This window comes from Paraburkholderia sp. Cpub6 (genome assembly GCF_014201065.1).
GTDB classification, from domain to species: domain Bacteria; phylum Pseudomonadota; class Gammaproteobacteria; order Burkholderiales; family Burkholderiaceae; genus Paraburkholderia; species Paraburkholderia tuberum.
The window spans coordinates 26,463-52,220 of record NZ_JACHDM010000016.1; the positions used below are offsets into that span (position 1 = coordinate 26,463).

General features: G+C 64.4%; 29 protein-coding genes, 1 tRNA gene, 1 pseudogene and 1 riboswitch. Of the genes and pseudogenes, 19 read left to right on the top strand and 12 right to left on the bottom strand.

Going from position 1 to position 25,758, the window contains the following annotated elements; all coding sequences use genetic code 11:
* Positions 1-84: 84 nt before the first annotated feature.
* The 5 genes and pseudogenes from HDG33_RS23860 to HDG33_RS23880 all read left to right on the top strand — a co-directional run bounded on the left by HDG33_RS23860 (position 85) and on the right by HDG33_RS23880 (position 4,743).
* Complete coding sequence (locus tag HDG33_RS23860; protein WP_184034316.1) at positions 85-477, top strand: SRPBCC family protein; 393 nt, start codon at positions 85-87, stop codon at positions 475-477.
* Between the two features lie 199 nt (positions 478-676).
* Positions 677-1,834 (top strand): MFS transporter, encoded by a 1,158-nt coding sequence (locus tag HDG33_RS23865; RefSeq protein ID WP_090805596.1) that lies wholly within the window; start codon positions 677-679, stop codon positions 1,832-1,834.
* 71 nt (positions 1,835-1,905) lie between these two features.
* The gene (locus tag HDG33_RS23870) at positions 1,906-2,463 is read left to right on the top strand and encodes a hypothetical protein (protein WP_184034319.1); all 558 of its coding nucleotides are present in this window, start codon (positions 1,906-1,908) and stop codon (positions 2,461-2,463) included.
* A gap of 14 nt (positions 2,464-2,477) precedes the next feature.
* Positions 2,478-2,795, top strand: a pseudogene (locus HDG33_RS38390) (MFS transporter); the annotation flags it as partial.
* Positions 2,796-2,952: 157 nt separating this feature from the next.
* On the top strand, positions 2,953-4,743 hold the full coding sequence (locus HDG33_RS23880) for a PQQ-binding-like beta-propeller repeat protein (protein ID WP_184034322.1): 1,791 nt from the start codon (positions 2,953-2,955) through the stop codon (positions 4,741-4,743).
* Positions 4,744-4,850: 107 nt separating this feature from the next.
* Here HDG33_RS23880 and fahA read toward each other — a convergent pair whose 3' ends face one another.
* The 3 genes from fahA to HDG33_RS23895 form a co-directional block, all read right to left on the bottom strand.
* Entirely contained in the window at positions 4,851-6,149 is a 1,299-nt protein-coding gene (gene fahA, locus HDG33_RS23885) for a fumarylacetoacetase (RefSeq protein ID WP_184034325.1), read from the bottom strand.
* Positions 6,146-7,492, bottom strand: a complete 1,347-nt coding sequence (gene hmgA, locus HDG33_RS23890) for a homogentisate 1,2-dioxygenase (RefSeq protein WP_184034328.1) — start codon at positions 7,490-7,492, stop codon at positions 6,146-6,148. Before hmgA ends, fahA begins: the two co-directional genes overlap by 4 nt.
* 62 nt (positions 7,493-7,554) lie before the next feature.
* Positions 7,555-7,695, bottom strand: a complete 141-nt coding sequence (locus HDG33_RS23895) for a hypothetical protein (RefSeq protein ID WP_184034654.1) — start codon at positions 7,693-7,695, stop codon at positions 7,555-7,557.
* Positions 7,696-7,962: 267 nt separating this feature from the next.
* Here HDG33_RS23895 and HDG33_RS23900 point away from each other — a divergent pair, with 267 nt between their 5' ends.
* Positions 7,963-8,796 carry an EAL domain-containing protein gene (locus HDG33_RS23900; protein ID WP_090803193.1) on the top strand — a complete coding sequence of 278 codons (834 nt, stop codon included), beginning with the start codon at positions 7,963-7,965 and terminating at the stop codon, positions 8,794-8,796.
* A 41-nt stretch (positions 8,797-8,837) separates the two neighbouring features.
* On the opposite strand, the gene HDG33_RS23905 is transcribed toward HDG33_RS23900, so the two are convergent.
* Positions 8,838-9,623 carry an IclR family transcriptional regulator gene (locus HDG33_RS23905; protein ID WP_184034331.1) on the bottom strand — a complete coding sequence of 262 codons (786 nt, stop codon included), beginning with the start codon at positions 9,621-9,623 and terminating at the stop codon, positions 8,838-8,840.
* A gap of 94 nt (positions 9,624-9,717) precedes the next feature.
* Here HDG33_RS23905 and HDG33_RS23910 point away from each other — a divergent pair, with 94 nt between their 5' ends.
* Positions 9,718-10,908: an acyl-CoA dehydrogenase gene (locus tag HDG33_RS23910; RefSeq protein WP_184034334.1), complete on the top strand. Its 1,191-nt coding sequence runs from the start codon at positions 9,718-9,720 to the stop codon at positions 10,906-10,908.
* A gap of 74 nt (positions 10,909-10,982) precedes the next feature.
* Here HDG33_RS23910 and HDG33_RS23915 read toward each other — a convergent pair whose 3' ends face one another.
* Positions 10,983-11,621, bottom strand: coding sequence for a peroxiredoxin (locus HDG33_RS23915; protein WP_184034337.1), 639 nt, complete (start codon positions 11,619-11,621; stop codon positions 10,983-10,985).
* Positions 11,622-11,969: 348 nt separating this feature from the next.
* On the opposite strand from HDG33_RS23915, the gene HDG33_RS23920 reads away from it, so the two are divergent.
* The 3 genes from HDG33_RS23920 (at position 11,970) to HDG33_RS23930 (ending at position 13,366) form a co-directional block, all read left to right on the top strand.
* Positions 11,970-12,272, top strand: a complete 303-nt coding sequence (locus tag HDG33_RS23920) for a YqjD family protein (RefSeq protein ID WP_026225611.1) — start codon at positions 11,970-11,972, stop codon at positions 12,270-12,272.
* 131 nt (positions 12,273-12,403) lie between these two features.
* Positions 12,404-12,793 carry a phage holin family protein gene (locus HDG33_RS23925; protein ID WP_184034340.1) on the top strand — a complete coding sequence of 130 codons (390 nt, stop codon included), beginning with the start codon at positions 12,404-12,406 and terminating at the stop codon, positions 12,791-12,793.
* Positions 12,794-12,850: 57 nt separating this feature from the next.
* The gene (locus HDG33_RS23930) at positions 12,851-13,366 is read left to right on the top strand and encodes a DUF3318 domain-containing protein (protein ID WP_184034343.1); all 516 of its coding nucleotides are present in this window, start codon (positions 12,851-12,853) and stop codon (positions 13,364-13,366) included.
* Between the two features lie 79 nt (positions 13,367-13,445).
* On the opposite strand, the gene HDG33_RS23935 is transcribed toward HDG33_RS23930, so the two are convergent.
* The 7 genes from HDG33_RS23935 to glyA form a co-directional block, all read right to left on the bottom strand.
* Positions 13,446-13,877 carry a type IV pilin protein gene (locus HDG33_RS23935; RefSeq protein WP_184034346.1) on the bottom strand — a complete coding sequence of 144 codons (432 nt, stop codon included), beginning with the start codon at positions 13,875-13,877 and terminating at the stop codon, positions 13,446-13,448.
* A 22-nt stretch (positions 13,878-13,899) separates the two neighbouring features.
* Complete coding sequence (locus HDG33_RS23940; RefSeq protein ID WP_184034645.1) at positions 13,900-14,370, bottom strand: pilus assembly protein; 471 nt, start codon at positions 14,368-14,370, stop codon at positions 13,900-13,902.
* 128 nt (positions 14,371-14,498) lie between these two features.
* Complete coding sequence (locus HDG33_RS23945; protein WP_184034349.1) at positions 14,499-15,305, bottom strand: PilW family protein; 807 nt, start codon at positions 15,303-15,305, stop codon at positions 14,499-14,501.
* Complete coding sequence (locus tag HDG33_RS23950; RefSeq protein WP_184034352.1) at positions 15,302-15,751, bottom strand: hypothetical protein; 450 nt, start codon at positions 15,749-15,751, stop codon at positions 15,302-15,304. The genes HDG33_RS23945 and HDG33_RS23950 overlap by 4 nt, the downstream gene beginning before the upstream one ends.
* Complete coding sequence (locus HDG33_RS23955; RefSeq protein ID WP_184034355.1) at positions 15,748-16,314, bottom strand: GspH/FimT family pseudopilin; 567 nt, start codon at positions 16,312-16,314, stop codon at positions 15,748-15,750. The genes HDG33_RS23950 and HDG33_RS23955 overlap by 4 nt, the downstream gene beginning before the upstream one ends.
* A 213-nt stretch (positions 16,315-16,527) precedes the next feature.
* Positions 16,528-17,010, bottom strand: a complete 483-nt coding sequence (gene nrdR, locus HDG33_RS23960) for a transcriptional regulator NrdR (RefSeq protein WP_008919734.1) — start codon at positions 17,008-17,010, stop codon at positions 16,528-16,530.
* A gap of 3 nt (positions 17,011-17,013) precedes the next feature.
* Positions 17,014-18,261: a serine hydroxymethyltransferase gene (gene glyA / locus HDG33_RS23965; RefSeq protein ID WP_184034358.1), complete on the bottom strand. Its 1,248-nt coding sequence runs from the start codon at positions 18,259-18,261 to the stop codon at positions 17,014-17,016.
* Between the two features lie 178 nt (positions 18,262-18,439).
* Positions 18,440-18,566, bottom strand: a riboswitch (ZMP/ZTP riboswitch).
* A 247-nt stretch (positions 18,567-18,813) separates the two neighbouring features.
* Between glyA and ydfG the strand changes: the two genes are divergently transcribed.
* The 9 genes from ydfG to HDG33_RS24010 all read left to right on the top strand — a co-directional run bounded on the left by ydfG (position 18,814) and on the right by HDG33_RS24010 (position 25,580).
* Positions 18,814-19,560, top strand: coding sequence for a bifunctional NADP-dependent 3-hydroxy acid dehydrogenase/3-hydroxypropionate dehydrogenase YdfG (gene ydfG / locus HDG33_RS23970; RefSeq protein WP_090803174.1), 747 nt, complete (start codon positions 18,814-18,816; stop codon positions 19,558-19,560).
* Between the two features lie 200 nt (positions 19,561-19,760).
* Positions 19,761-20,225 carry a tol-pal system-associated acyl-CoA thioesterase gene (gene ybgC, locus HDG33_RS23975; protein ID WP_184034361.1) on the top strand — a complete coding sequence of 155 codons (465 nt, stop codon included), beginning with the start codon at positions 19,761-19,763 and terminating at the stop codon, positions 20,223-20,225.
* A gap of 187 nt (positions 20,226-20,412) precedes the next feature.
* Complete coding sequence (tolQ, locus tag HDG33_RS23980; RefSeq protein WP_090803171.1) at positions 20,413-21,090, top strand: protein TolQ; 678 nt, start codon at positions 20,413-20,415, stop codon at positions 21,088-21,090.
* Between the two features lie 10 nt (positions 21,091-21,100).
* Positions 21,101-21,547, top strand: coding sequence for a protein TolR (gene tolR, locus HDG33_RS23985; protein WP_184034364.1), 447 nt, complete (start codon positions 21,101-21,103; stop codon positions 21,545-21,547).
* Entirely contained in the window at positions 21,544-22,581 is a 1,038-nt protein-coding gene (gene tolA, locus HDG33_RS23990) for a cell envelope integrity protein TolA (protein ID WP_184034366.1), read from the top strand. The genes tolR and tolA overlap by 4 nt, the downstream gene beginning before the upstream one ends.
* A 138-nt stretch (positions 22,582-22,719) precedes the next feature.
* The gene (gene tolB / locus HDG33_RS23995) at positions 22,720-24,012 is read left to right on the top strand and encodes a Tol-Pal system beta propeller repeat protein TolB (RefSeq protein WP_184034369.1); all 1,293 of its coding nucleotides are present in this window, start codon (positions 22,720-22,722) and stop codon (positions 24,010-24,012) included.
* A 32-nt stretch (positions 24,013-24,044) separates the two neighbouring features.
* Complete coding sequence (gene pal, locus HDG33_RS24000) at positions 24,045-24,551, top strand: peptidoglycan-associated lipoprotein Pal (protein ID WP_018419502.1); 507 nt, start codon at positions 24,045-24,047, stop codon at positions 24,549-24,551.
* Between the two features lie 20 nt (positions 24,552-24,571).
* A complete protein-coding gene (gene ybgF, locus HDG33_RS24005) occupies positions 24,572-25,321 on the top strand; it encodes a tol-pal system protein YbgF (RefSeq protein ID WP_184034372.1) in 750 nt (249 codons plus the stop codon).
* Between the two features lie 183 nt (positions 25,322-25,504).
* Positions 25,505-25,580 (top strand) — tRNA-Lys (locus HDG33_RS24010).
* Positions 25,581-25,758: the final 178 nt, after the last annotated feature.

Consider the following 25,758-nt stretch of genomic DNA (forward strand, 5'->3'; position numbering starts at 1 on the left):
TTGGTGACAGGTTTGCAATCGCCGGTCGCGACACCCCCGCGCGCACGAGACCTGGGTTACCCGAAACGAACAGGAGGAAGTGCGATGGCGACGATCTACCGGGAAATCGTCGTGGCAACCACCGCGGCCGATGCGTGGGCCGCGCTGCGCGATCCCGCCGGGGTCGCCCGCGTATTCGCGGGCGTGCTGATCGCGGCGCGCATGAAAGGCGACCTGCGCTGGGTCACCTTCGCCGACGGCACCGTGGTCGAGGAACGCGTGATTGCCGTCGACGATGCCCACATGCGGCTCGCCTACTCGGTGGGCGGCGGGCGCTTCGAGCATCATCATGCGACGCTGCAGGTCGTGGCCGACACGTCCGCACATTGCCGCGTGATCTGGATCGCCGACTTCAAGCCCGACGATCGCAGCAACGTGGTCGAAGCGCTGACGGATGCGGGCTGCGCGGCACTCGGGCGCAACCTCGCGCGGCGCTGAACGCCGCCCGGCGGCTCGGGCTCCCGCCGCCGCGTTCCACAAAAAACAACAGCTTTCCGGACAGCCTGCAAGCCAGATTTGACTTAGGTAGAATCCCCTACTGTTTTTCCCTATCCCGGCGACAGCGTTTCCGCCTTCGGAATCGCCCGTCCGGCGCCCGTTGTTCGCGCCGCTTCACGCGTCACACCCCATCATCGCCATGCCTTTGCCTCTGCTTGCCCTTGCCGTTGCCGCGTTTGGAATCGGTACCACCGAGTTCGTCATCATGGGCCTGTTGCCCGATGTCGCGCGCGATCTGTCCGTGTCGATTCCGGCGGCTGGCATGCTGGTGTCCGCGTATGCGCTCGGCGTCACGATCGGCGCGCCGATCGTCGCGATCGCGGTTGCCAACATGCCGCGCAAAAAGGCCCTGATGAGCCTGATCGGCGTGTTCATCGTCGGCAATCTGCTGTGCGCGATCGCGCCGGGCTACGCGGTGCTGATGGCCGCGCGCATCGTCACCGCGTTCTGCCACGGCGCGTTTTTCGGCATCGGCTCGGTGGTCGCGGCCGGGCTCGTCGCGCCGAATCGCCGCGCGCAGGCAATCGCGCTGATGTTCACCGGCCTCACGCTCGCCAACGTGCTCGGCGTGCCGCTCGGCACCGCGCTCGGCCAGGCGGTCGGCTGGCGCGCTACTTTCTGGGCCGTGACCGGCATCGGCGTACTGGCGGCGGCCGCGCTCGCGGTGTGCCTGCCCGCGAAAATCGAGATGCACAAGGCGAGCCTCGTGCGCGAATTCAGCGTGCTGAAGAACCCGCAGGTGCTGATGGTGCTCGGTATCAGCGTGTTCGCGTCGGCGAGCCTGTTTTCGACCTTCACCTACATCACGCCGATTCTCGAAGACGTGACCGGCTTCACGCCGCACGCGGTCACCCTGGTGCTGCTCTTGTTCGGCCTCGGCCTGACGGTCGGCAGCACGCTCGGCGGCAAGCTCGCGGACTGGCGGCTGATGCCCTCGCTGGTCGCGTTCCTGATGGCGATCGTCGTGATCCTGTGCGTGTTCGCGGGCACGATGCACGCGCGCACTCCGGCGATGCTGACCGTGTTCGTGTGGGGGGTGCTCGCATTCGCGATCGTGCCGCCGCTGCAGATGCTGATCGTCGATCGGGCGAGCCACGCGCCGAATCTGGCGTCGACGCTAAATCAGGGGGCGTTCAACCTCGGCAACGCGACCGGCGCATGGCTCGGCGGCATGGCGATCGGCGCCGGCGCACCGCTGACGACGCTGCCGTGGGTCGGCGTCGCGACCGCGCTCGGCGCGCTGTTGTTGACGTTGTGGTCGGTGTCGATCGAGCGGCGGGTGGCGGTGGCGGGGTGAGCTGGCCGGCGCGAAGTCATGGTTCGAGAGAGCGATTACACCGTTCTACACTTTGCCTATAAACCTCTTCGATGAAGCATCCTACCGTCTACACGACTCCCCCTGCCTCCGGCGTTTCTGCCATCGTGCGGTGGGATGAACAAAGCTCCACGCTGACCTGTGAGGTCAAATATCCACCTTTGGCTTCGCCGCCGGAACCGCAAAACAATCTCAGCGACTTGCTGGATGCGCGCTTCCGCATTGGCGCGCCCTCTTATGTCCTCACGGCGGGCACCTTGTCGATGCTTGTCGATCAGCATCGCCGGTTGATCGGATTGGACTTTTACACGAATCCCGAGCGATGGACCGTCCGCACGTCCGAACTCGCAGACCCAACCGACGAAACTCCGCACATCGAGTCAGAATTCGACGCGCACGGACATGCGCACGACATGGGAGCGCCAGAGGTCTTTTACGAGCCTCGCGACGGCACCCTTTATCTGTTGTGGGGTACCGTGTCTCACTGGTACGGTATTGCGCCAGCGCTCGCGATCGGCGTCGATGAGGACAAGCGCCTCACGCAGATCCGGCTGCGCGGCCTGACGATACCGCCGCGACGCGGCAAGGATGTGCGCGACCCACACGCGTAGTAGCATCCCCGCCGATGAAAGTCATCTTCACCCGCGATTTCCTCGCGCTGATCCTGAGCGTCGCTGTCGTCGGACTCGGCAGCCGCGCCACCCTTCCCCTCACCGCTCTCGCGCTCGCTCAAGCCGGTTACGGCACCGACGCGGTCGGTCTGTTGACCGCCGCGCAGGCGGGCGGCGGTCTCGCCGTGGTGCCGCTCGCCGGCTGGATCGCGGCGCGCTTCGGTGGCCGCCAGGTGATCGTCGGCGCGTTGATGAAAACGGTCGGCCACGAAGCGGTGGTCGGCGTGCTGTTGTGCGCGGCGCTCGCGTTTCTGGCGGCGCCGTGGGGGGAGCGTCGGCGGATCGCGCTGCGGGCGCTGAGTTGACGAATAGACGCTAATTGCTGGCTTTTACGATCTATACGCAGGGTGATAATCTCAACCCACGTTGCGCGGACACGACAAACGGCCCATATTTCGTGGCGCCGCCGCAAGCAACGGGGAGTCCGCCATGGTCTCGATGCGCCTGTTGCTCCGTGCCAGCCTGTTGGGCACGGCGATCGCGGTAGCCGCGATTGTCGCGGCGAACTGTGGAGGCGGCGGAGGCGGAAACAGCAGTGCCCCGACGGGCGCGAGCGTCGGCGCCGGCGGCAGCGGCGCATCGGCCCCGGCCGCAGCGAGCGGCGGCAGCACCACCAGCGGTGGCACCACGAGCGGTGGCACCACGAGCGGCGGCACCACCACCGGTAGCACCGGCGGCTCGGGCACCCCGATGGGCGGCACATCGGCGGCAGCCGTGCGCGACGTGCTCACCTATCACGACGACATCGCGCGCACCGGCCAGAACCTCGGCGAAACCACGCTGACGCCCGCCAACGTGGCGGCTTCGACGTTCGGCAAGGTCGGCTTCTTTAGCGTCGACGGCAAGGTCGACGCGCAGCCGCTATTCGTCGCTGCGCTGGCGATCGCGGGCGGCACGCACAACGTGCTGTACGTCGCGACCGAGAACGACAGTGTGTACGCATTCGATGCCGACACCGGCGCGACCCTGTGGCAGGTGCGCACACTCGGCACCGGCGAAACCCCGAGCGACAACCTCGGCTGCAGCCAGATCGTGAACACCATCGGCATCACCTCGACACCGGTGATCGACCGTTCGCGCGGCACGCACGGCACGATCTACGTCGTCGCGATGTCGAGGGACGCGGCCGGCGGCTACCATCATCGCATTCACGCGCTCGACCTCGCGACCGGCGCCGAGCTGCTGAACGGTCCCACCGAAGTCGCCGCCTCTTACCCGGGCAGCGGCGCGGGTAATACGAACGGCGTCGTGCCGTTCACCACGTCGTTGTACGCGGAGCGCGCGGGGCTGCTATTGCTCGGCAACACGGTCTACACGACGTGGACCTCGCACTGCGACGACGGCGGCTATACGGGCTGGATCATGGGCTACGGCGCCGACACGTTGCAGCAGACCACCGTGCTCAACCTGACGCCTAACGGCATCGGCGGCGCGATCTGGATGAGCGGCGCGGGACCGGCGTCGGACGGCTCGTCGATCTATCTGCTCGATGCCAACGGCACGTTCGACACGGCGATGACGTCGAGCGGCTTCCCCGCCAGCAAGGATTTCGGCAATACGTTCCTGAAGCTCGGCACGGCGGGAGGCCTGTCGGTGGCGGACTACTTCGCGATGACGAACGTCGTGCAGGAGGCCCACGACGACATCGACCTCGGCTCCGGCGGCGCACTGGTGCTGCCGGACCTGACCGACGCGAACGGCACCGTACAGCATCTGACGCTCGGCGCGGGCAAGGACAGCACCATCTACGTGCTGAATCGCGACTCGATGGGCAAGTTCAACCCGGCGGCCGACAACATCTATCAGGAGATTCCCGCGCAGCTGGCCGGCGGCGAGTTCGGCATGCCCGCCTATTTCAACGGGCGCGTGTATTTCGGCTCGGTCGGCGATCATCTGAAGGCGTTCACCGTGACCAACGCGAAGCTGTCGATCACACCGACCGCGCAAAGCGCGATGACGTTCGCCTATCCCGGGACGACGCCGAGCATCTCGGCGAACGGCACCACGAACGGCATCGTGTGGGCCGCCGAAAACGGCACCGTCGCGGCCTTGCATGCGTTCGACCCGAGCACGCTCAACGAGCTGTACAACAGCAACCAGATGGGCACGCGCGATCAGTTCGGAACGGGCAACAAGTTCATCACACCATCGATCGCAAACGGCAAGGTGTATGTCGGCACGACGAATGGGGTGGCCGTATTCGGGTTGCTGGGTGGGTGAAGCGGACGACGCGCCGATTCATTTCGACCCGGTACGCCCAGGGTCTCGCACAAACGACGAGGGCCGGCATACCGCGCCGGCCCTCGCTCATCGTGACTGCCGCGCGCTCACCCTCGCGCCGGCAGAATCTGTCCGGCACACGCGCCGAATCCCACGCGATACCCGTCGCCCTGACACCAGCCGACGAGCGTCAACTCATCGCCGTCCTCGATGAACGTGCGCGTGCCGCCCTCCTTCAACGCCAGCGGCTTCTTGCCGTTCCACGTCAGCTCCAGCAGGCTGCCGTACGAATCCTCGGTCGGCCCGCTGATCGTCCCCGAGCCCATCAGGTCGCCCACCCGCGTATTGCAGCCCGCCACCGTGTGATGCGTGAGCTGCTGCGCCATCGTCCAGTACATGTATTTGAAGTTGGTCCGCGCGATCGTGCTCGCTTGCCGCGCGGGTTGCGCACGCAATGTCACTTCGAGGTGAATGTCGAACGCATGCTTTCCTCGATGCCGCAGATAGGCGAGCGGCTCTGGCTCCTGCACCGGCTGCGCGACGCGGAAGGGTTCGAGCGCATCGAGCGTGACGACCCACGGTGAGATCGTCGTCGCGAAGGTCTTCGCATTGAATGGGCCGAGCGGCACGTATTCCCATTGCTGGATGTCGCGCGCGCTCCAGTCGTTCAGCAGCACCATGCCGAAAATGTGCGCCTCCGCGTCCTCGCACGCGATCGGCTCGCCCAGCGCATTGCCGCCGCCGATGATGAAACCCGTCTCCAGTTCGATATCGAGCTTGCGGCTCGCGCCGAACACCGGACGCTCCTGGTCGGGCAACTTCAGCTGACCATTGGGACGACGCACCGGCGTCCCGCTCACGACCACCGACGACGCCCGTCCGTTGTAGCCGATCGGCATCTCCGACCAGTTCGGCAGCAGCGCATTCTTCGGATCGCGGAACATCGCGCCGACATTGGTCGCGTGTTCCTTCGATGAATAGAAATCCGTGTAGCCCGGAATCTGCACCGGCAGATGCAGACGCGCATCGGCCGCGCGCACGAGCACCTTCGCGCGCAACGCGGCATCGTCGCGCAGCGTCGCGGTGTCGCGCGCGAGCAGTTGGCTCAGCTGGATACGCACGCTGCGCCACACGTCGCGGCCAAGTGCGATGAAATCGTTCAGCGCATCGCGCGCGAACACGTTGTGCGCCGGCACGTTCAGCAGACCCGCGGCCTGCAATCCGGCGAGATCGACGATCTGATCGCCGATCGCGACGCCCACGCGACGCGCGTCGTTGCCACGGTCGCTGAAAATGCCGAACGGCAGGTTCTGGATCGGGAAGTCGCCAGCCGGGTCGTTGGCCGACTCGATCCAGCTCTTGCGCGACGCATCGAGCGTCGCCTGGAGATCGTTCACCGCGTTCATCGTTGCTCCGGATTGAAGTGTTTCTTGAGGCCTTGCCAGCACTCGTAGTAATGCGCCTGCAGTTGCGCGGTTTCGAGCGCGAAGCGCGTCGGCTTGATCAGCGTGCGGGTCTCGAACATGAAGGCCATCGTGTCGTCGACCTTCTTCGGCACCGAGGTATCGATATACGACGCCTTCTCGAACGTGTCCGCGTCCGGGCCGTGGCCCGTCATGCAGTTGTGCAGGCTCGCGCCGCCGGGCACGAAGCCCTCGGTCTTCGCGTCGTAGACGCCATGCACGAGGCCCATGAACTCGCTCGCGACGTTGCGATGGAACCAGGGCGGCCGGAACGTATCTTCGGCGGCGAGCCAGCGCGGCGGGAAGATCACGAAGTCGATCGTATCGACGCCCGGCGTGTCGCTTTGCGATTGCAGCACGAGGAAGATCGACGGATCCGGATGGTCGAAGCTGATCGAGCCGATCGTGTTGAAGCGGCGCAGGTCGTATTTGTAGGGCGCGTAGTTGCCGTGCCATGCGACCACGTCGAGCGGCGAATGGCCGATGTCCGCGCGCCACAGATTGCCGTTCATCTTCGCGACGAGTTCGAACCCGCCTTCGCGGTCTTCGTATGCGGCGTGCGGCGTCAGGAAATCGCGCGGATTCGCGAGACCGTTGGAGCCGATCGGCCCCAGTTCCGGCAGACGCAGCAGCGCGCCGAAGTTCTCGCAGATATACCCGCGCGCGCTGCCGTCTGGCAGGCTGACCGCGAAGCGCACGCCGCGCGGAATTACCGCGATCTCGAACGGCTCGATATCGACGTGGCCCATTTCGGTCGCGATATGCAGGCGCCCTTGTTGCGGCACGATCAGGAGCTCACCGTCGGCGCTGTAGAAGAAGCGATCGCGCATCGAGCGGTTCGCCGCGTACAGATGGATCGCGCAACCGCTCATCGCTTCGGCCGAGCCGTTGCCCGCCATCGTGACCCAGCCGTCGATGAAATCGGTCGGATCGCTCGGCATCGGCAGGGGGTCCCAGCGCAGCTGGTTCGGCGGCGTCGGCGGCGCCTCGGCGAAGTTCGCGACGAGCCGCTCCGACGGCATCGACGTGAACGGCTTGTGCATGGCCGCCGGACGAATCCGGTACAGCCACGAGCGACGGTTGTGACCGCGTGGCGCCGTAAACGCCGTGCCCGAAATCTGTTCGGCATACAAACCATAGGCCGCGCGTTGCGGCGAATTGCGGCCGGTCGGCAGCGCGCCCGGCAATGCCTCGGTCGCGAATTCATTCGCGAAACCCGACTGATAGCCGGGCTCGATTTCAGGACGCAGGCGTTCGTCGGCCGGCGTACGTGTTGAGGTATCCATACAAGGTTCTCCGCGAGTTGCCCGATTCTTTCCCGGTTGATACGTGATCTTTGCAGTCAGGCTCAGGCCGGCTCCGCTTCGGCCGCGCGGCTGGGTTGCCGCGTCGCACCGGCGAGCACGACCACCAGCAGCGCCGAGCACAGCACCGGCAGCGCCGCCGCATGAAACAGCATGGCATTCGACCAGTTCAACGCGATCAGCATTGGGTCGTCCCCTCAGGCTGGCTAAAATCGCCTTTTACGAATAGTAAAACGAATTACGAATAGTGAAACTAACGTATACCCTCGGAAACACGGCCGCGAATCTCGTCATTCCGCGCTCAGCCCCGGCCGATAAGCGTGAGACCAATAACGATATGAGCATTTTGTTAATCTGCGCAGGGCGCGTACTGCTACCATCAATGAATGCGGCCATCGCGTCGCGCTGCCACGCGCCCGGTGCGCGTTCATCGTCGCCTTTCATTTGCCTTCATGATTTCGCCGACCATCCCCGATCTGATCGCCCGCGCCGCTCATCACCCGTTTCTCGGCGAGCATCTGGCAATGGGACAAGGCGGGCGCGCCGGCATAGCGCTCGCACATTTCGATGGCATCGAGCTCACGAGTGCCTACGAGCCGATCTTCGACATCAGCGTGCACGGGCTTGCGCAGTCGCTGTCATGCGGCGCGGAAGGGGTCGACCGCTTCGGTGATGAACTCGGCTTTCAGGCGGTCACGCACCGGCTCGACGCGCCGCCATTCGAGGTGTTCGATCCGTTCGACAACATCGCCGACGATCAGCAGCTGGTCGCGCTAGACCGCATGTCGCGCGCGCTGCACGCAATCAACTTCTTCGGCCCGCAGCGGCATGGGTTGCTGTTTCTGCGGGTGCACGAGAGGCTGTTGAAGAGCGTGAAGTACGACCACGGGCGGCATTTTTCGAGCGTGCTGACCTCGTTCAATTTGAGTCCGACGCGCATCGTGATCGAATTGCCGGCGGCGGCGGTCGCACACAAGACGTTCCTGGGCTATCTGACGCGCAGCTATCAGCACTATGGGTTCAAGGTGGCGGGCAATCTGTCGAACGCGGGGCAGATCCTGTCGGTATCCGAAACCGCGCGGCTCGACTTCATCAAGATGGATGCGGCGGCCGCATTGCGCGATGCGACCGTGAAGCCGCTCGTCGGCTACGCGGGCCGGCTGCGGGTGCCGCTGATTTTCAATCGCGTGATGGACGAGGCGCAATTCTCCGCGCTACAGCAGTACGACGTGCGGTTCGTGCAAGGGCCATTATTCAACGCGCATTATCACGACCGGGCGGCGTGACACGGTGTGAGCCCGGTTAGCCGGGGCGCCCCGGCATTACCTCAGCCCGGCTCCCCCAGCCGCGCCGCGAGCGCCTTCAGGCGCGGCGCGACATTCTCGCGAAACACTTCCTCCCCCATCGACGACGCCGGCCCGCTGCAGCTGAGCACGAGCCAGCGGTTTTCGCGCGGCTCGCGAAACGGCACCGCGACTGCGTTCACGTCGTCATGCCACGCACGAAACGAGTAGCAGCATCGCTCGGTCGCGAACGCGGCGATCTCCTGTTCGGCTTCGGCGACGAGCATCGCCCCCACTCTGCCAGCCGCTTTTTTCAGTTCCGCGAGTAACGCGGTACGCGCGTCGGGCGGCTGCACGGCGAGATAGGCGCGGCCCATCGAGCTCGTCAGCATCGACAGTTTCGAGCCGGATGCCAGGCCGAGCGTCAATGCGGTTTCGCTGCGAATCGTCTCCAGATACACCATGTCGAGCCCGTCCCGGCACCCGAGCGAGACCGCCGCGCCGACCTCGCGCGCCAGGCTGCGCAGGTGCGGGCGTGCCAGTTCGAGCATGTCGGTGCCCGACAGCAGCGCGAAACCGAGCGACAGCACGCCCGCGTCGAGCGCATATTTGCCGTGTCTTTCGTCCAGCCGCAGATAGCCGAGCACGGTCAGCGTGTAGGCGAGCCGGTTCACGGTTGCCTTCGGCAGACCCGTGCGTTCGACGAAATCTCGATTGCCGAGCATCGTCTCGCCTGGCCGGAACGCGCGCAACAGGTCCAGCCCGCGAGCAAGGGCGACGACGAATTTGCGTTCGTCGAGCGAAGCGGAGAAAGTGGATGGCAGCGTCATAGGGTGATACACTCGGGCGTCATTTGCAAAACATTGTTTCGCAAAGCGGAACTCTAGTCAAGCTGGTTCTGAGCGAGAAATCAGGAGATACGTCATGGCCGTAGCCGCGCAGTTTCACTGGGAAGACCCGTTGCTGCTGGATCAGCAGCTCACCGAAGACGAACGTATGGTGCGCGATGCCGCTGCGGCTTACTCGCAGGACAAGCTGCTGCCGCGCGTGCTGGAGGCGTTCCGCCACGAAAAGACCGATATCGGGATCTTTCGCGAAATGGGCGAGCTTGGCCTGCTCGGTCCGACGATTCCCGAACAGTACGGGGGCCCCGGTCTGAACTATGTCGCGTACGGGCTGATCGCGCGTGAAGTGGAACGCGTCGACTCCGGCTATCGCTCGATGATGTCTGTGCAGTCGTCACTGGTGATGGTGCCGATCTACGAATTCGGCTCGGACGCGCAGAAGGAAAAATATCTGCCGAAGCTCGCGCGCGGCGAGTGGATCGGCTGCTTCGGCCTGACCGAGCCGAACCACGGCTCCGATCCGGGCAGCATGGTCACGCGCGCGAAGAAGGTCGATGGCGGCTACTCGTTGTCGGGCTCGAAGATGTGGATCACCAATTCGCCGATCGCCGACGTGTTCGTCGTATGGGCGAAGCTCGAGGAAGACGGCAAGGACAACATCCGCGGCTTCATTCTCGAGAAGGGCTGGAAGGGTCTGTCGGCACCGGCGATCCACGGCAAGGTGGGTCTGCGAGCGTCGATCACCGGCGAAATCGTGCTCGACGAAGCGTTCGTGCCGGAAGAGAACATCATGCCGGGTGTCAGCGGCCTGCGCGGTCCGTTCACGTGTCTGAACTCGGCGCGCTACGGCATCGCCTGGGGCGCGCTCGGCGCGGCCGAAGCGTGCTGGCACATCGCGCGTCAGTACGTGCTCGATCGCAAGCAATTTGGCCGGCCGCTCGCCGCGAACCAGCTGATCCAGAAGAAGCTCGCCGACATGCAGACCGAAATCACGCTCGGGCTGCAAGGCGTACTGCGCCTCGGCCGCATGAAGGACGAAGGCACGGCCGCGGTCGAAATCACCTCGATCATGAAGCGCAATTCGTGCGGCAAAGCGCTCGACATCGCCCGCCTCGCGCGCGACATGCTCGGCGGCAACGGCATTTCGGACGAGTTCGGCGTCGCGCGTCATCTGGTGAACCTCGAGGTCGTCAACACCTACGAAGGCACCCACGACGTTCACGCGCTGATCCTCGGCCGTGCGCAGACCGGTATTCAGGCGTTCTTCTGATTCCGATGCTGGTGTATCGATAATGCAAAAAAGCCGGTTCCTTCGAACCGGCTTTCCGGTTCATGCCGCGCCGCTTACCGGTTCGGCTGCGGCGTCAGGCGCAGGTACGGACGCAACGCCTTGTAGCCCTTCGGGAATTTCTGCTTGATGACTTCCTCGTCCTTCAGCGACGGCACGATCACGACGTCATTGCCCTGCTTCCAGTTGCCCGGCGTCGCGACCGAGTGACTGTCGGTCAGTTGCAGCGAATCGATCACCCGCAGCACTTCGTCGAAGTTGCGGCCGGTGCTCGCCGGGTACGTGATGATCAGACGCACCTTCCGGTTCGGATCGATGACGAACAGCGAGCGCACCGTGAACGTTTCGTTCGCGTTCGGGTGAATCATGTCGTACAGCCCGGAGACCTTGCGATCGCCGTCCGCGAGAATCGGAAAACCGACGTTGGCGGCCTGCGTCTCGTTGATGTCCTTGATCCACTCCTTGTGCGACTCCGCGCTGTCGACCGACAACGCGATCGTCTTCACGTTGCGCTTTTCGAACTCGCCCGCGAGCTTCGCGGTCAGGCCCAGCTCGGTCGTGCAGACCGGCGTGAAGTCGGCCGGATGCGAGAACAGCACGCCCCAGCTATTGCCGAGCCACTCGTGAAACCTGATGCGGCCAATGCTCGACTCCTGTTCGAAATCCGGCGCAATGTCGCCAAGACGTAGACTCATAGTGCATCTCCTGTAGGTCTTCGGAAGGTATCCGGATAAGGTCGCGGGCGTGTGCCCGCGGTGGCCAGTCACGATAAAGCATAAGGCCGCGGTGGTACATGGCGAACCAACATCGCGTCAGTACTTTATGTGTTTTTGTAATTTTCTCCCGTTTGACGGAAACTTTGCGGGACAGATCAACTCAATCCAGATACCGGTCTGGAGCAGAGTGCCCTCAAACGGGTGTCTTGACGCCACGCGCTGGCGGGAACGAATCGTGCAGCGGCGGCATGCAACCGGCACTATGCTCGCCAGCGACCGTTTCTTTGGTTACGATTTACGCGTAGCGTGAGACAAAGGGAGCTGTCAATGTCGGAAGTCAACAAGGAGAGATTGATGTCGGATATCAAAACCGTCCTCGCGGACGCTGAAGACCTGCTGAAACAGGCCGCGAGCGCTACCGGCGAACGCGCGTCGGAGCTGCGCGAAACCGCGCTGACGCGCCTGAAGCAGGCGAAAGAAAAGGCAGCCGACGTTCAGGTCGTGGTCGTCGAAAAAGGCAAGAAGGCCGCCCGCGCCACCGACGACTACGTGCACGAGCATCCGTGGGCGTCGATCGGCATCGCCGCGGGCATCGGCGTGGTGGTCGGTCTGCTGATCAATCGCAAGTAAAGGCCGGTGAGGCCGCCGGAGCAGGCAGGTCCGGCGCACCGGCGACACGGGCGGACCGGCGCGAGCCTCGCCGGTCCCCTTCTGCTGGCGCGCGCGCGCCGGCCAGGCCCTCACGCGCAACGCCCACAGCCATGACGACCGAAACACACTCGCAGCGCGCAGAACGCAGCCCGTTGCGCCGTATTCTCAGTTCCGTGTTTGCGATCCTGCAGACGCGGCTCGAACTGGTGGGCATCGAACTCGCCGAGGAAAAAGACCGCCTGCTCGGCGTGCTGTTTCTCGGTCTTGCCGCGATGATGCTCGCCACGATGGCCTTGATCGCGTTGACCGCGCTCGTCGCCATTGCCTTCTGGGACACCTACCGATGGCAGGCGCTTGCCGGCATCACCGCGGTCTACGCGATTTCCGGGCTCGCCTGTGCGCTGAAGGCGCGCAGCGGTTTGCGCAACGCGCCGATGGTATTCGAAGCGACCATCGCGGAGTTCGAAAAGGATCGCGAAGCGTTTCGCAGCCGCGACTGATGGGAAAGTTCGTCTGCATCCGATCCATCGCCTCACCCTCACTGCCGCCGACACGCCATGAGCCCCTCCCGTCCTGATACCGCCTTTCGTAACAAGCGCCATCCGTCGAAGGATCTGAGCGCGCCGCATCTGCGGGCGCTGCGCAAGGAATTGCTGCTCGTGCGCGCGGACGTCGAGCGCGTCGAGCTTGCACAGGCCACCTTCGAACTGCGCCAGGCCGTCGCGCATTTCAGCTGGCTCAGGTTCGTGATCCCCGGCTTTGGCGGCGTGCGCGTCGGTAAAGGGCCAAAGGCGAGCGTGCTCAACGCGGGCACGATCGGCGCGTTGCTCAAGCAGTACCCGTTCATCAGCTCGATCGCTTCGCTGTTGCTCGCCAAACCGCTGCGCGCGAGAGTCGTCGCGAGCGCGAAGCCCGTGCTCAAGTGGGGCAGCCTTGCGCTCGGCGCGTGGGAAGCGTTCCGGATCTGGCAACAGATGAAGAACGAGTCGGCGGCGGCGCGGGCGGCCGCGGCGGCTTCCGCTACGGCGCAGTCGCCGGCTGCGCAGGACGATTCGTTGCGAAGCGGCTATTGAGGTCGTGGCCGCTGCGAGTGGCAGCGATCTATCGGACCTCCCGCTCGCAAGGTTGCGTGTGTCGGACTTCAATCACCCGCTAGCTGGTATTCCAGCATTCGCTGCTCGTGGGCGTCGCGCCGCTCGCATCGTTTCTATTGCCTCGCTGACCCGTCGCATCTAGCGTGAACGTGCCGCACGGGTCGTCGCGCATCGGGCCCGCTTCCGCGGGCGCCGCTTCGATCGAATAGCCGCCGTTCGTGTCGTCCGCGGGCAGCACGCGCACTCGATACACCGGGGCGCCGAACTGCGGCGCCTGATCGATACCCGCTGGCAAGGCCGGCACGCCATCGCTCGCCGCGGCCTCGACGAATTGCGCAGCCCGATATAACGCCGACGCCGCATCGATGCGATGCGTGCGCGCAATGTGGCTGCGATATGAAGGGATCGCAAACGCGGCGAGCGTGGCGGCAATCGCGAGCGCGATCACGAGTTCGAGCAGCGTGAATGCGGATGTGTTCGGCCTTTTCATACGTGTCCAGTCGGTGCGTTCCTCAGAATGGTCTTGCTGCAACGCGCCGCCAATGACGTTCGATCGCGCCATCTTCGGTCACGACCTCCATCTGCAACCAGACCTGCGACTCGCTGCTCCGCCCGAAGCCGCGCGCGGTCAGCAGATAAGCGCTGGCGTTGGGTCGACTCGCGAGACGCCAAGGCTCGATCAGGCATTGCGGCGCGCGCGATGATCCCGGCCATTGCGCCACAGGCGTGATGGCGCCTGCGTCGAACGCGGTTTCAAGCCTCCATTGAGTCGGCTCGCCGGATGTGAGCGGTGCATCGCGCGCGTCGCCACTTGCCGATAGCACGTTGCGCTCGCACCAGTTCAGCGCCGAATCCGCCGAGTGGAAAGCCTGCAGATAGTCGCGCACATTGGTCGCCGCCCGAGCGGCCGCGAGCGATGTTTCGAACCATATCGCGGACGTGGCGAGCATCATGGCCGAGATCAACAGCACGATGGCTAGCACGACGCCGCGTTGATGTGCCCGTCGGGCACCGCCCTGACAATTTCGCCTACCTAAGTGTTTCGCTGTTCCGCCTGGCCCGCCGCATATGTCGTACGCGCGGCCGCGTTGCGTTGCTGTGTCGCGATCCATCACGACGACACCTCCGCGCGATTACGCAGCGCAACGCGGCGGGAAAACACCTGTCGAGGCCGCAGGTCGGTACCGAGTGTACTCACGCCATCGCAGTCGATGTACTTCGAACGCTGTCCTTGCGGCGCGCCGCGCACCAGCACGCAGACATCGACCGCAACGACATTCGCCCATTGATCCGCCGCCACGGCCGACGCATTCACCGCATCCGCCGCGCCGTCCAGCCAGTAGCGCAACCGCACGCGCTCGACGCCTTCGATCAGCGGCTGCGCGGACCCCGCGTTGCCGCTGCCCACGCAGTAAAGCTCCGGCTCGCCGGTCGAGCCGCTGACGTTGGCGAAGTAGCGATTCACCACCGGCGCGCCCTCATCGCCAAGGACCGCGTCGCTGCTTTTGACGGCCTGTCCGACACAGTCGGTGACCTGACCGCTCGACGATGGCCATGTCGATACGACGTCTGCGACGTAACGGATCGCGACGCCATCCGAGCCGGTGCTCAAGGTGGTGCAAGCGAGGCTGTCGTCGGCGCCGGTCGGACGACCGCCCGAGCAGCCGAATAGCGCAGGCGCCGCGTTGTAGCCAATGACATTGGCAGGGACGAAGCCGGCCATCTGCAATTGCTGGCCGATCAGCATCAGCGCGGTCAAGCCCGCTTCGCGGATTCGGGTCGCGTTGCTCGCCTGCACGAACGCGTTGCGCTGCGCCGTGTAAAGGGACACGGTGCCCGCGATCACGAGCAACCCGAGCGCCATCGCGATCAGGAATTCGATTAGCGTATGACCGAGTGGGCAATGCGGCCGCTTCATTTCGCGAACGCCAACGCGACACACGACGATCCAGCCGGTGCATCGACGCCGCCGCAAGGCTCCGCCGGCTGGGCGCTCGCATCGTCCAAAGCGGGCCGGTCGCGCACGGACGCCCACGTCACGCGCGCCGCCGCGACCGCGCCGCTCTCGCCAATCGATACGTCGCCTTGCGGCAGCAGAACGCTCGCCCAGGTGCGCCATTGATTGAGCGCGACATCGCCCGTGGAAGGCGTGCGCGTCGCTTCGGCAATCGAGTCGGCTATCCACGCGGCGCTCTCGCGCAGCGTCATCGCGCGCGCTTCGCGTGCGGTCCACACCTGAACCGCGATCAAACCCAGCGCGCTCACCGCGACCAACGCGACCGCCAGCATCACCTCGATCAACGAGCTGCCATTACATGCCGATGCGTGCACACGCAAACCGGTCTTGAATGCGGGCTGTCTCATGACGTCGCTCCACACGCGCCCTCAGAGATCCGCGCGCGACCTCCTGCCGCGACACTGATGCAGCGCCGCCACGAGTTCCCCTGCATCGATTTCGATGGGCTTCGCGGCGCGATATCAAAACTTCGAAACGCGCCGATCAGTTGCCCTGCCGGCGGCGTGAACATCATATCCGTCTGCACGCCGGTGATGCTCACCGCCGCGAGCGCCGGCTGCGCGCGCAACAACGACGGCTTGCCGCCACGTTCGGCGAATACGGCCCAGCCGCAGGCCCAGTCGGCGATGCCGCCGGCGCAGGCTTGGCCCGACGCGAGACAGACGCGCGCTGCATCGACGCGGCACACCGTGATGCGCGCACCGCGCCGCAGCGCCTCGCTGCGCGCGTAGGCGAACGTGGACAGCAGCGCCTTCGAGCGCGCGTCGACCTGATCGCGCATATGCCATGCGACGAACGACGGCACCGCCATCACGGCCATCAGCATCACGAGCGCTATCACCGCCAGCGTTTCGACGAGTGTGAAACCGGCGCGCGATGGCCGGTAAATCCCCTTGAATTTCATCTGCATCCCTGAGCGTTACGAACGGATGCAGCCAATCTAGCGATTTGCGAGCGCGCCGACCATCGTCCGAATGGCCAGGTGGCATTCAGACGTTAGCGCGCGCAACAATGCACGTGACGATCGATCACGGAGGCGGGAGAAGCGATGCGTGAAAATAAGCGCGAAATGCGCGAGGCGATGGATGCGAATGACCGCAGGTCAGCTGCGACACGCGTGCGCTCAGCGCTTGCGGGAAGGCTTGGGCGGGGAAGAGGCGCGGCGGAATTCCTCGATCACGTCCTCGAATTCGGAGACGTCTTCGAAGCGCCGGTACACGGAAGCGAAACGGACGTAAGCGATCGTGTCGAGCGCGCGCAACTCGTTCATCACGAGTTCGCCGAGGCGCTCGCTACGCACCTCGCGCTCGCCGCTGCCGAGCAGCTGATACTCGATACGGGCGACAGCCGCTTCGATCGCGTCCACCGCAACCGGGCGCTTGCGCAGCGCCAGTTGCATGCTCGCGACGATCTTGCGGCGATCGAATTCCGTGCGCGTGCCGTCCTTCTTGACGACCGACGGCAACGCCAGCTCGACCCGCTCATACGTCGTGAAACGCTTGTCGCAGGCCGGGCAGCGGCGGCGCCGGCGGATCGTCGCGCCGTCTTCGGATACGCGCGAGTCGACGACTTGCGTATCGGCATGGCGGCAGAAGGGGCAATGCATGGTTTAGCCGTAAACCGGAAAGCGCTTGGTCAGATCGGCGACCTGAACCTTCACGCGCTCGATCGTCGCGGCATCTTCCGGGTTGTCCAGCACGTCGGCGATCAGATTGCCGACCTGCTCGGCTTCCTTCACGCCGAAGCCGCGCGTGGTCATGGCCGGAGAACCGAGGCGGATACCCGAGGTCACGAACGGCTTTTCCGGATCGTTCGGGATCGCGTTCTTGTTGACCGTGATGTGTGCCGCGCCGAGTGCCGCTTCCGCAGCCTTGCCGGTGATCTTCTTCGCGCGCAGGTCGACCAGCATCACGTGGCTTTCGGTACGACCCGACACGATGCGCAGACCGCGCTTGACCAGCGTTTCAGCAAGCACACGCGCGTTCTCGACGACCTGCTGCTGATACGCCTTGAATTCCGGCGAAAGCGCTTCCTTGAACGCGACGGCCTTCGCGGCGATCACGTGCATCAACGGACCGCCCTGGATGCCCGGGAAAATCGCCGAGTTGATCGGCTTCTCGAACTCGGCCTTCATCAGGATCACGCCGCCGCGCGGGCCGCGCAGGCTCTTGTGCGTGGTGGTGGTGACGAAATCGGCGTGCGGCACCGGGTTCGGATAAACGCCCGCGGCGACGAGACCGGCGTAGTGCGCCATGTCGACCATGAAGTACGCGCCGACCGACTTCGCGATCTTCGACATGCGTTCGAAATCGATGCGCAGCGCGAACGCGGACGCGCCCGCCACGATCAGCTTCGGCTTGTGTTCTTGCGCGAGCTTCCCGGCGGCGTCGTAGTCGATGTCTTCGGCTTCGTTCAAGCCGTAGCTGACCACGTTGAACCATTTGCCCGACATGTTGACCGGCGAGCCGTGCGTGAGGTGGCCGCCGTGCGCGAGGCTCATGCCCATGATCGTGTCGCCCGGCTTGAGCATCGCGAAGAACACGCCCTGGTTCGCCTGCGAGCCCGAGTTCGGCTGCACGTTCGCGGCTTCGGCGCCGAACAGCTGCTTCACGCGGTCGATCGCCAGCTGCTCGGCAACGTCGACGTATTCACAGCCGCCGTAATAGCGCTTGCCCGGATACCCTTCGGCGTACTTGTTCGTGAGTTGCGAGCCTTGCGCGGCCATCACGGCCGGGCTCGTGTAGTTTTCCGACGCGATCAGTTCGATGTGCTCTTCCTGACGGCGGTTTTCCTGCTCGATGACCTTCCAGAGTTCAGGATCGACGTTGGCGATGGTGCTTTGGGCTCTGTCAAACATACGGGTTCCGTTGAGTGTTTTCAGGTTGACCGGATCGTGCGCCGAATCCTGCGTAGAGGGTACACAGCGGGGTACGCAGCGCTTTGGGCGGCGAGGCTTGCCCTGACGTGGCGAGTGGAGAGTCGCCGCACACGCGAGGCGAGCCAGCCACCGTCAGCGCAGATTAATGCGCGCGGTTCACGGCTGCCCAGGCGAACGGCAAAACGGCACCCTGCGCTTCACGGTGGGTTGTTCCACCTTGAACCCGATTGGTTGAATCGGCTGAGTCGGACGACTCGGTTCTATCGCCAGTCACGCAGGGTCGAGCGCGTTAGTGTATTGGAAGAGGCCCGAATAGGCAACCGACTTGCGGGTGCTCCGGCGGCCGCTGGCGGGGCCTCCGGACGGTTTGGCGGCCCCGCTGCGCAACCATCTGAGGAAAGCGCGCCGGTCGCGCCGCGCACCCGTTGCGCGCCGCCGCGGCAGCCGCCGATCCGGCTCGTGCATCCTTGCCGCAGCGTGCCATTGGAAGTAGGCTTTGGGCCTTTGTCTCTTACCGACCAGGGAACTGCAATGATCGTGTTTGTCACAGGAGCGTCGGCCGGATTCGGCGCCGCCATCGCCCGCTCATTCGTCAAGGGCGGCCATCGTGTCGTCGCCACTGCACGCCGCAAGGACCGTCTGCAAGCACTCGCCGACGAGCTCGGCGACGCGCTGCTGCCGTACGAACTCGACGTGCGCGATCGCGCCGCCGTCGAAGCCGTGCCCGCCTCGCTGCCGGCGGACTTCGCCGCGATCGACGTGCTCGTCAACAACGCCGGCCTCGCGCTCGGCACCGAGCCGGCTCACAAGGCAAGTCTCGATGAATGGAACACCATGATCGAGACCAATTGCACGGGCCTCGCGCAGGTCACGCATGCGCTGTTGCCCGGCATGGTCGAGCGCAACCGCGGGCATATCTTCAATCTGGGTTCGGTGGCGGGCCGCTGGCCGTACGCGGGCGGCAACGTGTACGGCGCGACCAAGGCGTTCGTGCGCCAGTTCAGCCTGAACCTGCGCGCCGACCTCGCCGGCACCGCGCTGCGCGTGACTGACATCGAGCCGGGTCTGTGCGGCGGCACCGAATTCTCGAACGTGCGTTATCGCGGCGACGACGACAAGGCCGCCAAGGTCTACGAAAACGTGCAACCGCTGACGGCCGAAGACATCGCCGATTCCATCTACTGGATCGCCACGCGCCCAGCCCACGTCAACATCAACACGATCGAGCTGATGCCGGTCGCGCAGTCGTTCGCCGGTCTGTCCGTGCATCGCGGCTGAGTTTGAAGGCGGGCGGACGCGGCCGCCGCTACCATTGGTCGCGCCGCCGCCCATCATCGTGCTGGCTTTCTTCTGCGGCACGTCGATAGCCCGCTCCGCCAGTCCCGGCCCGGCCGGCAAAGCCGGCTCCCATCGCCGCCGACGCCCGCCGCAAGCAACTCACACTTCGAAACAGACCCCGGGTTGTGCGTTCCGGTAGAATGCGCCGCATGAATATGTCGACCAGCCAGCCAGGCACGGAAATCGGCTATACGTGGCCGATCCGCGTGTACTACGAAGATACCGACGTCGGCGGCATCGTGTTTTACGCCAATTACCTGAAGTTTTTCGAACGCGCTCGCACCGAATGGCTGCGCGCGTGCGGCGTCGACCAGCACCGGCTTGCGGAAGAAAACGACGCGATTTTCATCGTGCGCAGTACCGCGGTCGATTACCGGGCTCCGGCCCGACTCGACGACATCGTGAAAATTATCAGCCGGATCGAGCGTCTTGGCCGAGCTTCGGTAGACTTCGTGCAGGAAGCATGGCGCGAAGGCACGCTGCTTGCCACCGGTTCGGTCCGGATTGGCTGTGTGGACCGCGCGACGCTGCGGCCAGCCGCGATCCCGCCGTCGGTTCTCGCCGCGCTGCGGCACGGGCCGGGCACTAGCGAGAGCGCTGACTGAACGACGGCGGCATGTCAACGGACGATCCCTGAGCCTCGTTGTTACGGGGCCAGTGAACTCATACCGGTCAGGTAACACAAAGCATGGTTCGGCTTCGATATCGCCGAAGCTTCCGTTTTGCCCACGGCAAGCTTGAAGCGGCCTTGCAGCCGGACGCCCCCTTCCCGGGACGTTAAAACGAACCTTTATGAACACTACACAAGATCTGTCGATCGTTTCACTCGTACTCAACGCGAGCCTGCTGGCCCAGGCCGTCATGGCTCTGCTGCTGTTGCTGTCGCTACTCTCCTGGACTTTCATCTTCCGCAAGTGGTTTGCGATTCGCCGGGCGCGCGCGCAAACTGAACGCTTCGAGCGTGATTTCTGGTCAGGCGGCGACCTGCAGGCGCTGTATCAGAGCGCCGCGAACAACCGTCACAGGATCGGCGCGCTCGAGCGGATTTTCGAGTCCGGCATGCGGGAATTCCTGAAGGGCAAAGAGAAGCGCCTGAACGATTCGGGCGCGATTCTCGACGGCGCCCGGCGCGCGATGCGCGCGGCGTTCCAACGCGAAATGGACGTTCTCGAAGCGAATCTGGCGTTCCTCGCGTCGGTCGGTTCGGTCAGCCCGTATATCGGTCTGTTCGGCACGGTGTGGGGGATCATGAATGCGTTCCGCGGCCTCGCCAACGTGCAGCAGGCCACGCTCGCGAACGTCGCGCCGGGCATCGCCGAGGCCCTGACCGCCACCGCGATCGGCCTGTTCGCCGCAATTCCGGCCGTGGTCGCCTACAACCGCTACGCGCACGACATCGACCGTCTGGCGATCCGTTTCGAAACTTTCATCGAAGAGTTCTCGAACATCCTGCAGCGCCAGGCACACTGAGGAGGCCATGATGGCAGGCTCCCGTTCCTCCAGCATGCGCGGCTCGCGCTCGCGTCGCGCAATGGCCGACATCAACGTCGTGCCGTACATCGACGTGATGCTCGTGCTGCTAGTGATCTTCATGGTCACGGCGCCGCTCGTCGCGCCGTCGATCGTCAATCTGCCGACCGTCGGCGGCGCGGCGCCCCAACAGCAGACGCCGCCCGTCATCGTCAACATCCGCGCGGACGGCAATATGAGCGTCAAGTACAAGGACGACTCCGGCACGCAGCAGCAGGAAGACATGACGAAGGCCGGCCTCAACGGTTTCATCGCCGATCGGGCACAATCGCACCCCGATCAGCCCGTCGTGATCGCCGCCGACAAAACCGTGAAATACGAAGTCGTGATGAACGTGATGTCCGATCTGAAGGCTCGGGGCGTCAAGCGCGTTGGATTGCTCGTCAAATCGCAATGATCCGCAAGAACTCCGAATACCCGCTTCAGCCGCCGCGTGAACGCGGCACCGGGCGAGCTTTTCTGTTCGCGCTGGTGATGCATGCGCTGCTCGGATTCTTCCTGTATCGCGGCATCCAATGGCAGAACAGCACGCCCGAGGGCGAGCAGGCGGAACTGTGGACAGAGGTGCCGGATTCGGCGATTCCGCGTCCCGTCGTCACGCCGCCGCCCGCGCCGGTCGCCCCTGCTCCGCCCGTGCGCGACGAACAGGCCGACATCGCGCTGCAGGAAAAGAAGCGCCAGCAGCAGGAAGCGGCTCGCGCGGCCCAACTGGCCGAACAGCAGCGCCAGTTGAAGCTGAAAGAGCAGCAGGAAGCGGAAGCGAAGCGGCAGCAACAGCTGGCGGCCGAACAGGCGGCCCAGCTCGCGGCGCAGAAGGCCGCGAAGCTCAAGCAGCAGCAGGCGCAACAGCAGCAACAGCAGCAGGCCGAGAAGCTCAAGCAACAGCAGTTCGCCGAGCAGCAGAAGCAACAGCAACTGAAAGAACAGCAGGAGCAGCAGCAAAAGCAGGCTCAGGCCGAAGCGCAGAAGAAGGCTGAGGCGGAGAAAGCGGCGAAGGCCAAGGCGCAAGCCGATGCGGCCGCGCAGGCGAAAAAGCAGCTCGACAACGAACGTCGCGCGCGGCTTGCGCAGATGCAGGGTCTGGCCGGCGGCGTGGGCGGCAGCAGTTCGAGCAGCAACGGACTGGGCAAGAGCGGAACGGGTAGCGGCTCGGGCGGCACGGCGGCATCGCCGGGTTACGCGGACAAGGTACGACGGCTGGTGCTTCAGCATGTGAACTGGGGCGGCGAAACGGAAGGTCTCGAGACCGTGATCGCCGTGCGTTGTTCGCCGGACGGCAATCAGCTGGGCGCAAACATTACCCACAGCAGCGGCAACGCCGCGTGGGACGCCGCCGCGTTGCGGGCGGTGAAAGCCTCCGATCCGATGCCTCGGGACGTCAATGGCAAGACGCCGGACTACTTCACTATCACGCTGCGTCCGGCGGCTTGATGTGCAGGCTGACAGCCGACCGGCGACCAACGCCGCGCCCCACCCGGCGCGGCGTTGCGCGGGAACGAAATAGCCGTTTTCCGGTCTGTCTGCTGTCTTCGAGTATTAAGTAAAACCGTTTTGAGGAACCCATACAGCATGAGTTTGATGACCAAGCTAGGCCTGCGAACACTCGTGGCAACGTGCCTGATCGCCGTCGGCGGCGCCGCCAACGCACAACTCAACGTCCTCGTGACGGGCGTCGGATCCACTCAGTTTCCGATCGCAACGGCGAATTTCGCCAATGAAGCGAACTCCCCGCAGCAGGTCAGCACGATCGTGCGTCAGGATCTGCAACGCAGCGGCAAATTCACGAATATCGACGCAGGCTCGACGCCGGTGTCCGAGACCGATTCCGTCGACCTCGGCGCATGGAAGGCGAAGGGCGCCAACGCGTTCGTCGCGGGCAGCGTGAACCGCCTGCCGAACGGCCAGTACGAAGTGCGCTTCAAGCTGTACGACACGGTCAAGGGCGAAAGCCTCGGCGGCCTCGTGCTGGTGAGCCCGGAAAGCGGTCTGCGCATGAGCGCGCACAAGGTCGCGGACTACATTTACGCCAAGCTGATGGGCAATCGCGGCGTGTTCGCCACGCGCCTGTCGTATGTGATCAAGTCGGGCAACCGCTACCAGCTGCAGATCTCGGATTCGGACGGTCAGGACGCGCACATCGCGCTGTCGAGCCCCGAGCCGATCATCTCGCCGGCCTGGTCGCCCGACGGCACCAAGGTCGCTTACGTGTCGTTCGAGAAGAAGAAGCCGATCGTCTATATCCACGACCTGCCCACGGGCCGGCGCATCGTCGTATCGGACCAGAAGGGCAACAACAGTGCGCCGGCGTGGTCGCCGGATGGCCGCACGCTCGCCGTCGCGCTGTCGCGTACCGGCAATACGCAGATTTTCGCGGTCAACGCGGACGGCAGCGGTCTGCGTCGTCTGACGCAAGGCAGCTCGATCGACACCGAGCCGACCTACTCTCCTGACGGTCAGTGGATCTATTTCACGAGCGACCGCGGCGGCGCGCCACAGATCTACAAGATGCCGGCGCAAGGTGAAAGCGCGGGCGGCGCGCAACGCGTCACGTTTACGGGCAGCTACAACACCAGCCCGCGTGTGAGTCCTGACGGCAAGGAGCTTGCCTACATCTCGCGCGTCGGCGGTGCATTCAAGCTGTACATCCAGGACCTGCAAGGCGGATCCGCCACGGGCCTGACGGACACGACACATGACGAATCGCCGAGCTTCGCGGCGAACGGTCAGTACATTCTTTACGCCACTCAGGTGAACGGCCGTGGCGTGTTGGCCGCAGTATCGACCGACGGTCGCACTCGGCAGGTCCTGTCCGTTCAGGGGGGCAGCGTACGCGAGCCGTCCTGGGGCCCGTTTATGCAATAACGTTGATGCAATAACACAAGGAGAGTAATCAAATGATGTCCAAACTTCGTTTCGCATTCGCCGTCGTGATGGTCGGTGCACTGGCCGCATGTCACTCGGGCGTCAAGCTCGACGAAAACGCCAACAAGGGCGCAGGCTCGGCCCAACCGAACCCGAACGACGTCGCGACGGTCAACGTCGACCCGCTGAACGATCCGAACAGCCCGCTCGCGAAGCGCAGCATCTACTTCGACTTCGACAGCTACTCGGTGAAGGATGACTATCAACCGCTGCTGCAACAACACGCGCAATATCTGAAGAGCCACCCGCAGCGTCACGTTCTGATCCAGGGCAACACCGACGAGCGCGGCACCAGCGAATACAACCTCGCACTCGGCCAGAAGCGTGCTGAAGCCGTGCGTCGTTCGCTATCGCTGATGGGCGTGTCGGATTCGCAAATGGAGGCCGTGAGCCTCGGCAAGGAAAAGCCGCTGGCAACGGGTCATGACGAAGCGTCGTGGGCACAGAACCGCCGCGCCGACCTCGCGTATCAACAGTAAGTCAACGGGTGGTGAGCCGAATGACGCATCGTTTCTCCTGGCTGCGGTTTGCCGCAGCGGCCTGCGTCGCAGGCACGGCCCTCACGGCCGTGCCCGCCCATGCGGGCATGTTCGACGACGATCAGGCCCGCCAGGCCATTCTCGATCTGCGCTCGAAGACCGATAGTCTGTCGAGCCAGCTATCGGCGGCGCAACGCACGATCCTCGATCAGTCCAACCGTCTCGACCAGCTCAACCAGCAGGTCGCGACGCTGCGCGGACAGAACGAGGACATGGCGAACCAGCTCACGACGCTGCAAAAGCAGCAGAAGGACTACTACACCGATCTCGACACGCGCCTGAAGAAATTCGAGCCGCAGCAACAGACGGTGGACGGCGTCCAGGGCGAGGTGCAGCCGGGTGAAACCGATGCGTTCAACGCGGCTTCACAGCAATTCCGCAGCGGCGACTTCAAGAACGCGGCGGCATCGTTCCGCAGCTTCATCTCCAAATATCCGAACAGCCCCTATCAGCCGACCGCGCAATACTGGCTCGGCAACGCGCTGTATGCACTGCGCGACTACAAGGGTTCGACGACTGTCTGGCAAGGTGTCGTGAAGAACTATCCGCAGCATCCGCGTGCACCGGAAGCGCTGCTCGCGATCGCGAACAATCAGCTCGAACAAGGCCAGAAGGCCGCGGCGAAAAAGACGCTCGAGCAGATCGTCGCGCAATACGCCGGCTCGGACGTCGCGCAGTCGGCGCAGAACAAGCTGTCGCAGATCAAGTAGATCGTGGTGTCGGATTGATCACGTTTTGATGTAGTTGGCAGTAACGCGCAGTGTCCGAAGTGATAGCCACGCGTGCCTCTCGCTGGAAAGCCCGGGTAGTGATGCCCGGGCTTTTCATTTTGGGCGACGGTCTTGCCGAGTTGACAGGGCATTGGTGCGCCGATATAATTTCGCTTCTCTTTTGGGTCGTTAGCTCAGCTGGTAGAGCAGCGGACTTTTAATCCGTTGGTCACAGGTTCGAATCCCGTACGGCCTACCAAAAGATTCGAGGGCTGACATGCGAAAGCATGTCGGCCCTTTTCTTTTTCCTTTGCCCGCGTGTGTAAAGGTACGCGCGCGGCAAACGAGCCGCCTCTTCCCGCCCGCCTCAACGTAGCCTACCGTTCAGGCACTGCCCTCCGCCCTCCAACGCCACCAAAAAACACCCGGCATCCCGC

What these genes read in the sequence shown, in the direction of transcription:
- HDG33_RS23860 (WP_184034316.1), top strand. Translation starts at nt 85, where the DNA reads ATGGCGACGATCTACCGGGAAATCGTCGTGGCAACCACCGCGGCCGAT.
- HDG33_RS23865 (WP_090805596.1), top strand. Translation starts at nt 677, where the DNA reads ATGCCTTTGCCTCTGCTTGCCCTTGCCGTTGCCGCGTTTGGAATCGGT.
- HDG33_RS23870 (WP_184034319.1), top strand. Translation starts at nt 1,906, where the DNA reads ATGAAGCATCCTACCGTCTACACGACTCCCCCTGCCTCCGGCGTTTCT.
- HDG33_RS23880 (WP_184034322.1), top strand. Translation starts at nt 2,953, where the DNA reads ATGGTCTCGATGCGCCTGTTGCTCCGTGCCAGCCTGTTGGGCACGGCG.
- fahA (WP_184034325.1), bottom strand. Translation starts at nt 6,149, where the DNA reads ATGAACGCGGTGAACGATCTCCAGGCGACGCTCGATGCGTCGCGCAAG.
- hmgA (WP_184034328.1), bottom strand. Translation starts at nt 7,492, where the DNA reads ATGGATACCTCAACACGTACGCCGGCCGACGAACGCCTGCGTCCTGAA.
- HDG33_RS23895 (WP_184034654.1), bottom strand. Translation starts at nt 7,695, where the DNA reads ATGCTGATCGCGTTGAACTGGTCGAATGCCATGCTGTTTCATGCGGCG.
- HDG33_RS23900 (WP_090803193.1), top strand. Translation starts at nt 7,963, where the DNA reads ATGATTTCGCCGACCATCCCCGATCTGATCGCCCGCGCCGCTCATCAC.
- HDG33_RS23905 (WP_184034331.1), bottom strand. Translation starts at nt 9,623, where the DNA reads ATGACGCTGCCATCCACTTTCTCCGCTTCGCTCGACGAACGCAAATTC.
- HDG33_RS23910 (WP_184034334.1), top strand. Translation starts at nt 9,718, where the DNA reads ATGGCCGTAGCCGCGCAGTTTCACTGGGAAGACCCGTTGCTGCTGGAT.
- HDG33_RS23915 (WP_184034337.1), bottom strand. Translation starts at nt 11,621, where the DNA reads ATGAGTCTACGTCTTGGCGACATTGCGCCGGATTTCGAACAGGAGTCG.
- HDG33_RS23920 (WP_026225611.1), top strand. Translation starts at nt 11,970, where the DNA reads ATGTCGGAAGTCAACAAGGAGAGATTGATGTCGGATATCAAAACCGTC.
- HDG33_RS23925 (WP_184034340.1), top strand. Translation starts at nt 12,404, where the DNA reads ATGACGACCGAAACACACTCGCAGCGCGCAGAACGCAGCCCGTTGCGC.
- HDG33_RS23930 (WP_184034343.1), top strand. Translation starts at nt 12,851, where the DNA reads ATGAGCCCCTCCCGTCCTGATACCGCCTTTCGTAACAAGCGCCATCCG.
- HDG33_RS23935 (WP_184034346.1), bottom strand. Translation starts at nt 13,877, where the DNA reads ATGAAAAGGCCGAACACATCCGCATTCACGCTGCTCGAACTCGTGATC.
- HDG33_RS23945 (WP_184034349.1), bottom strand. Translation starts at nt 15,305, where the DNA reads ATGAAGCGGCCGCATTGCCCACTCGGTCATACGCTAATCGAATTCCTG.
- HDG33_RS23950 (WP_184034352.1), bottom strand. Translation starts at nt 15,751, where the DNA reads ATGAGACAGCCCGCATTCAAGACCGGTTTGCGTGTGCACGCATCGGCA.
- HDG33_RS23955 (WP_184034355.1), bottom strand. Translation starts at nt 16,314, where the DNA reads ATGCAGATGAAATTCAAGGGGATTTACCGGCCATCGCGCGCCGGTTTC.
- nrdR (WP_008919734.1), bottom strand. Translation starts at nt 17,010, where the DNA reads ATGCATTGCCCCTTCTGCCGCCATGCCGATACGCAAGTCGTCGACTCG.
- glyA (WP_184034358.1), bottom strand. Translation starts at nt 18,261, where the DNA reads ATGTTTGACAGAGCCCAAAGCACCATCGCCAACGTCGATCCTGAACTC.
- ydfG (WP_090803174.1), top strand. Translation starts at nt 18,814, where the DNA reads ATGATCGTGTTTGTCACAGGAGCGTCGGCCGGATTCGGCGCCGCCATC.
- ybgC (WP_184034361.1), top strand. Translation starts at nt 19,761, where the DNA reads ATGCGCCGCATGAATATGTCGACCAGCCAGCCAGGCACGGAAATCGGC.
- tolQ (WP_090803171.1), top strand. Translation starts at nt 20,413, where the DNA reads ATGAACACTACACAAGATCTGTCGATCGTTTCACTCGTACTCAACGCG.
- tolR (WP_184034364.1), top strand. Translation starts at nt 21,101, where the DNA reads ATGGCAGGCTCCCGTTCCTCCAGCATGCGCGGCTCGCGCTCGCGTCGC.
- tolA (WP_184034366.1), top strand. Translation starts at nt 21,544, where the DNA reads ATGATCCGCAAGAACTCCGAATACCCGCTTCAGCCGCCGCGTGAACGC.
- tolB (WP_184034369.1), top strand. Translation starts at nt 22,720, where the DNA reads ATGAGTTTGATGACCAAGCTAGGCCTGCGAACACTCGTGGCAACGTGC.
- pal (WP_018419502.1), top strand. Translation starts at nt 24,045, where the DNA reads ATGATGTCCAAACTTCGTTTCGCATTCGCCGTCGTGATGGTCGGTGCA.
- ybgF (WP_184034372.1), top strand. Translation starts at nt 24,572, where the DNA reads ATGACGCATCGTTTCTCCTGGCTGCGGTTTGCCGCAGCGGCCTGCGTC.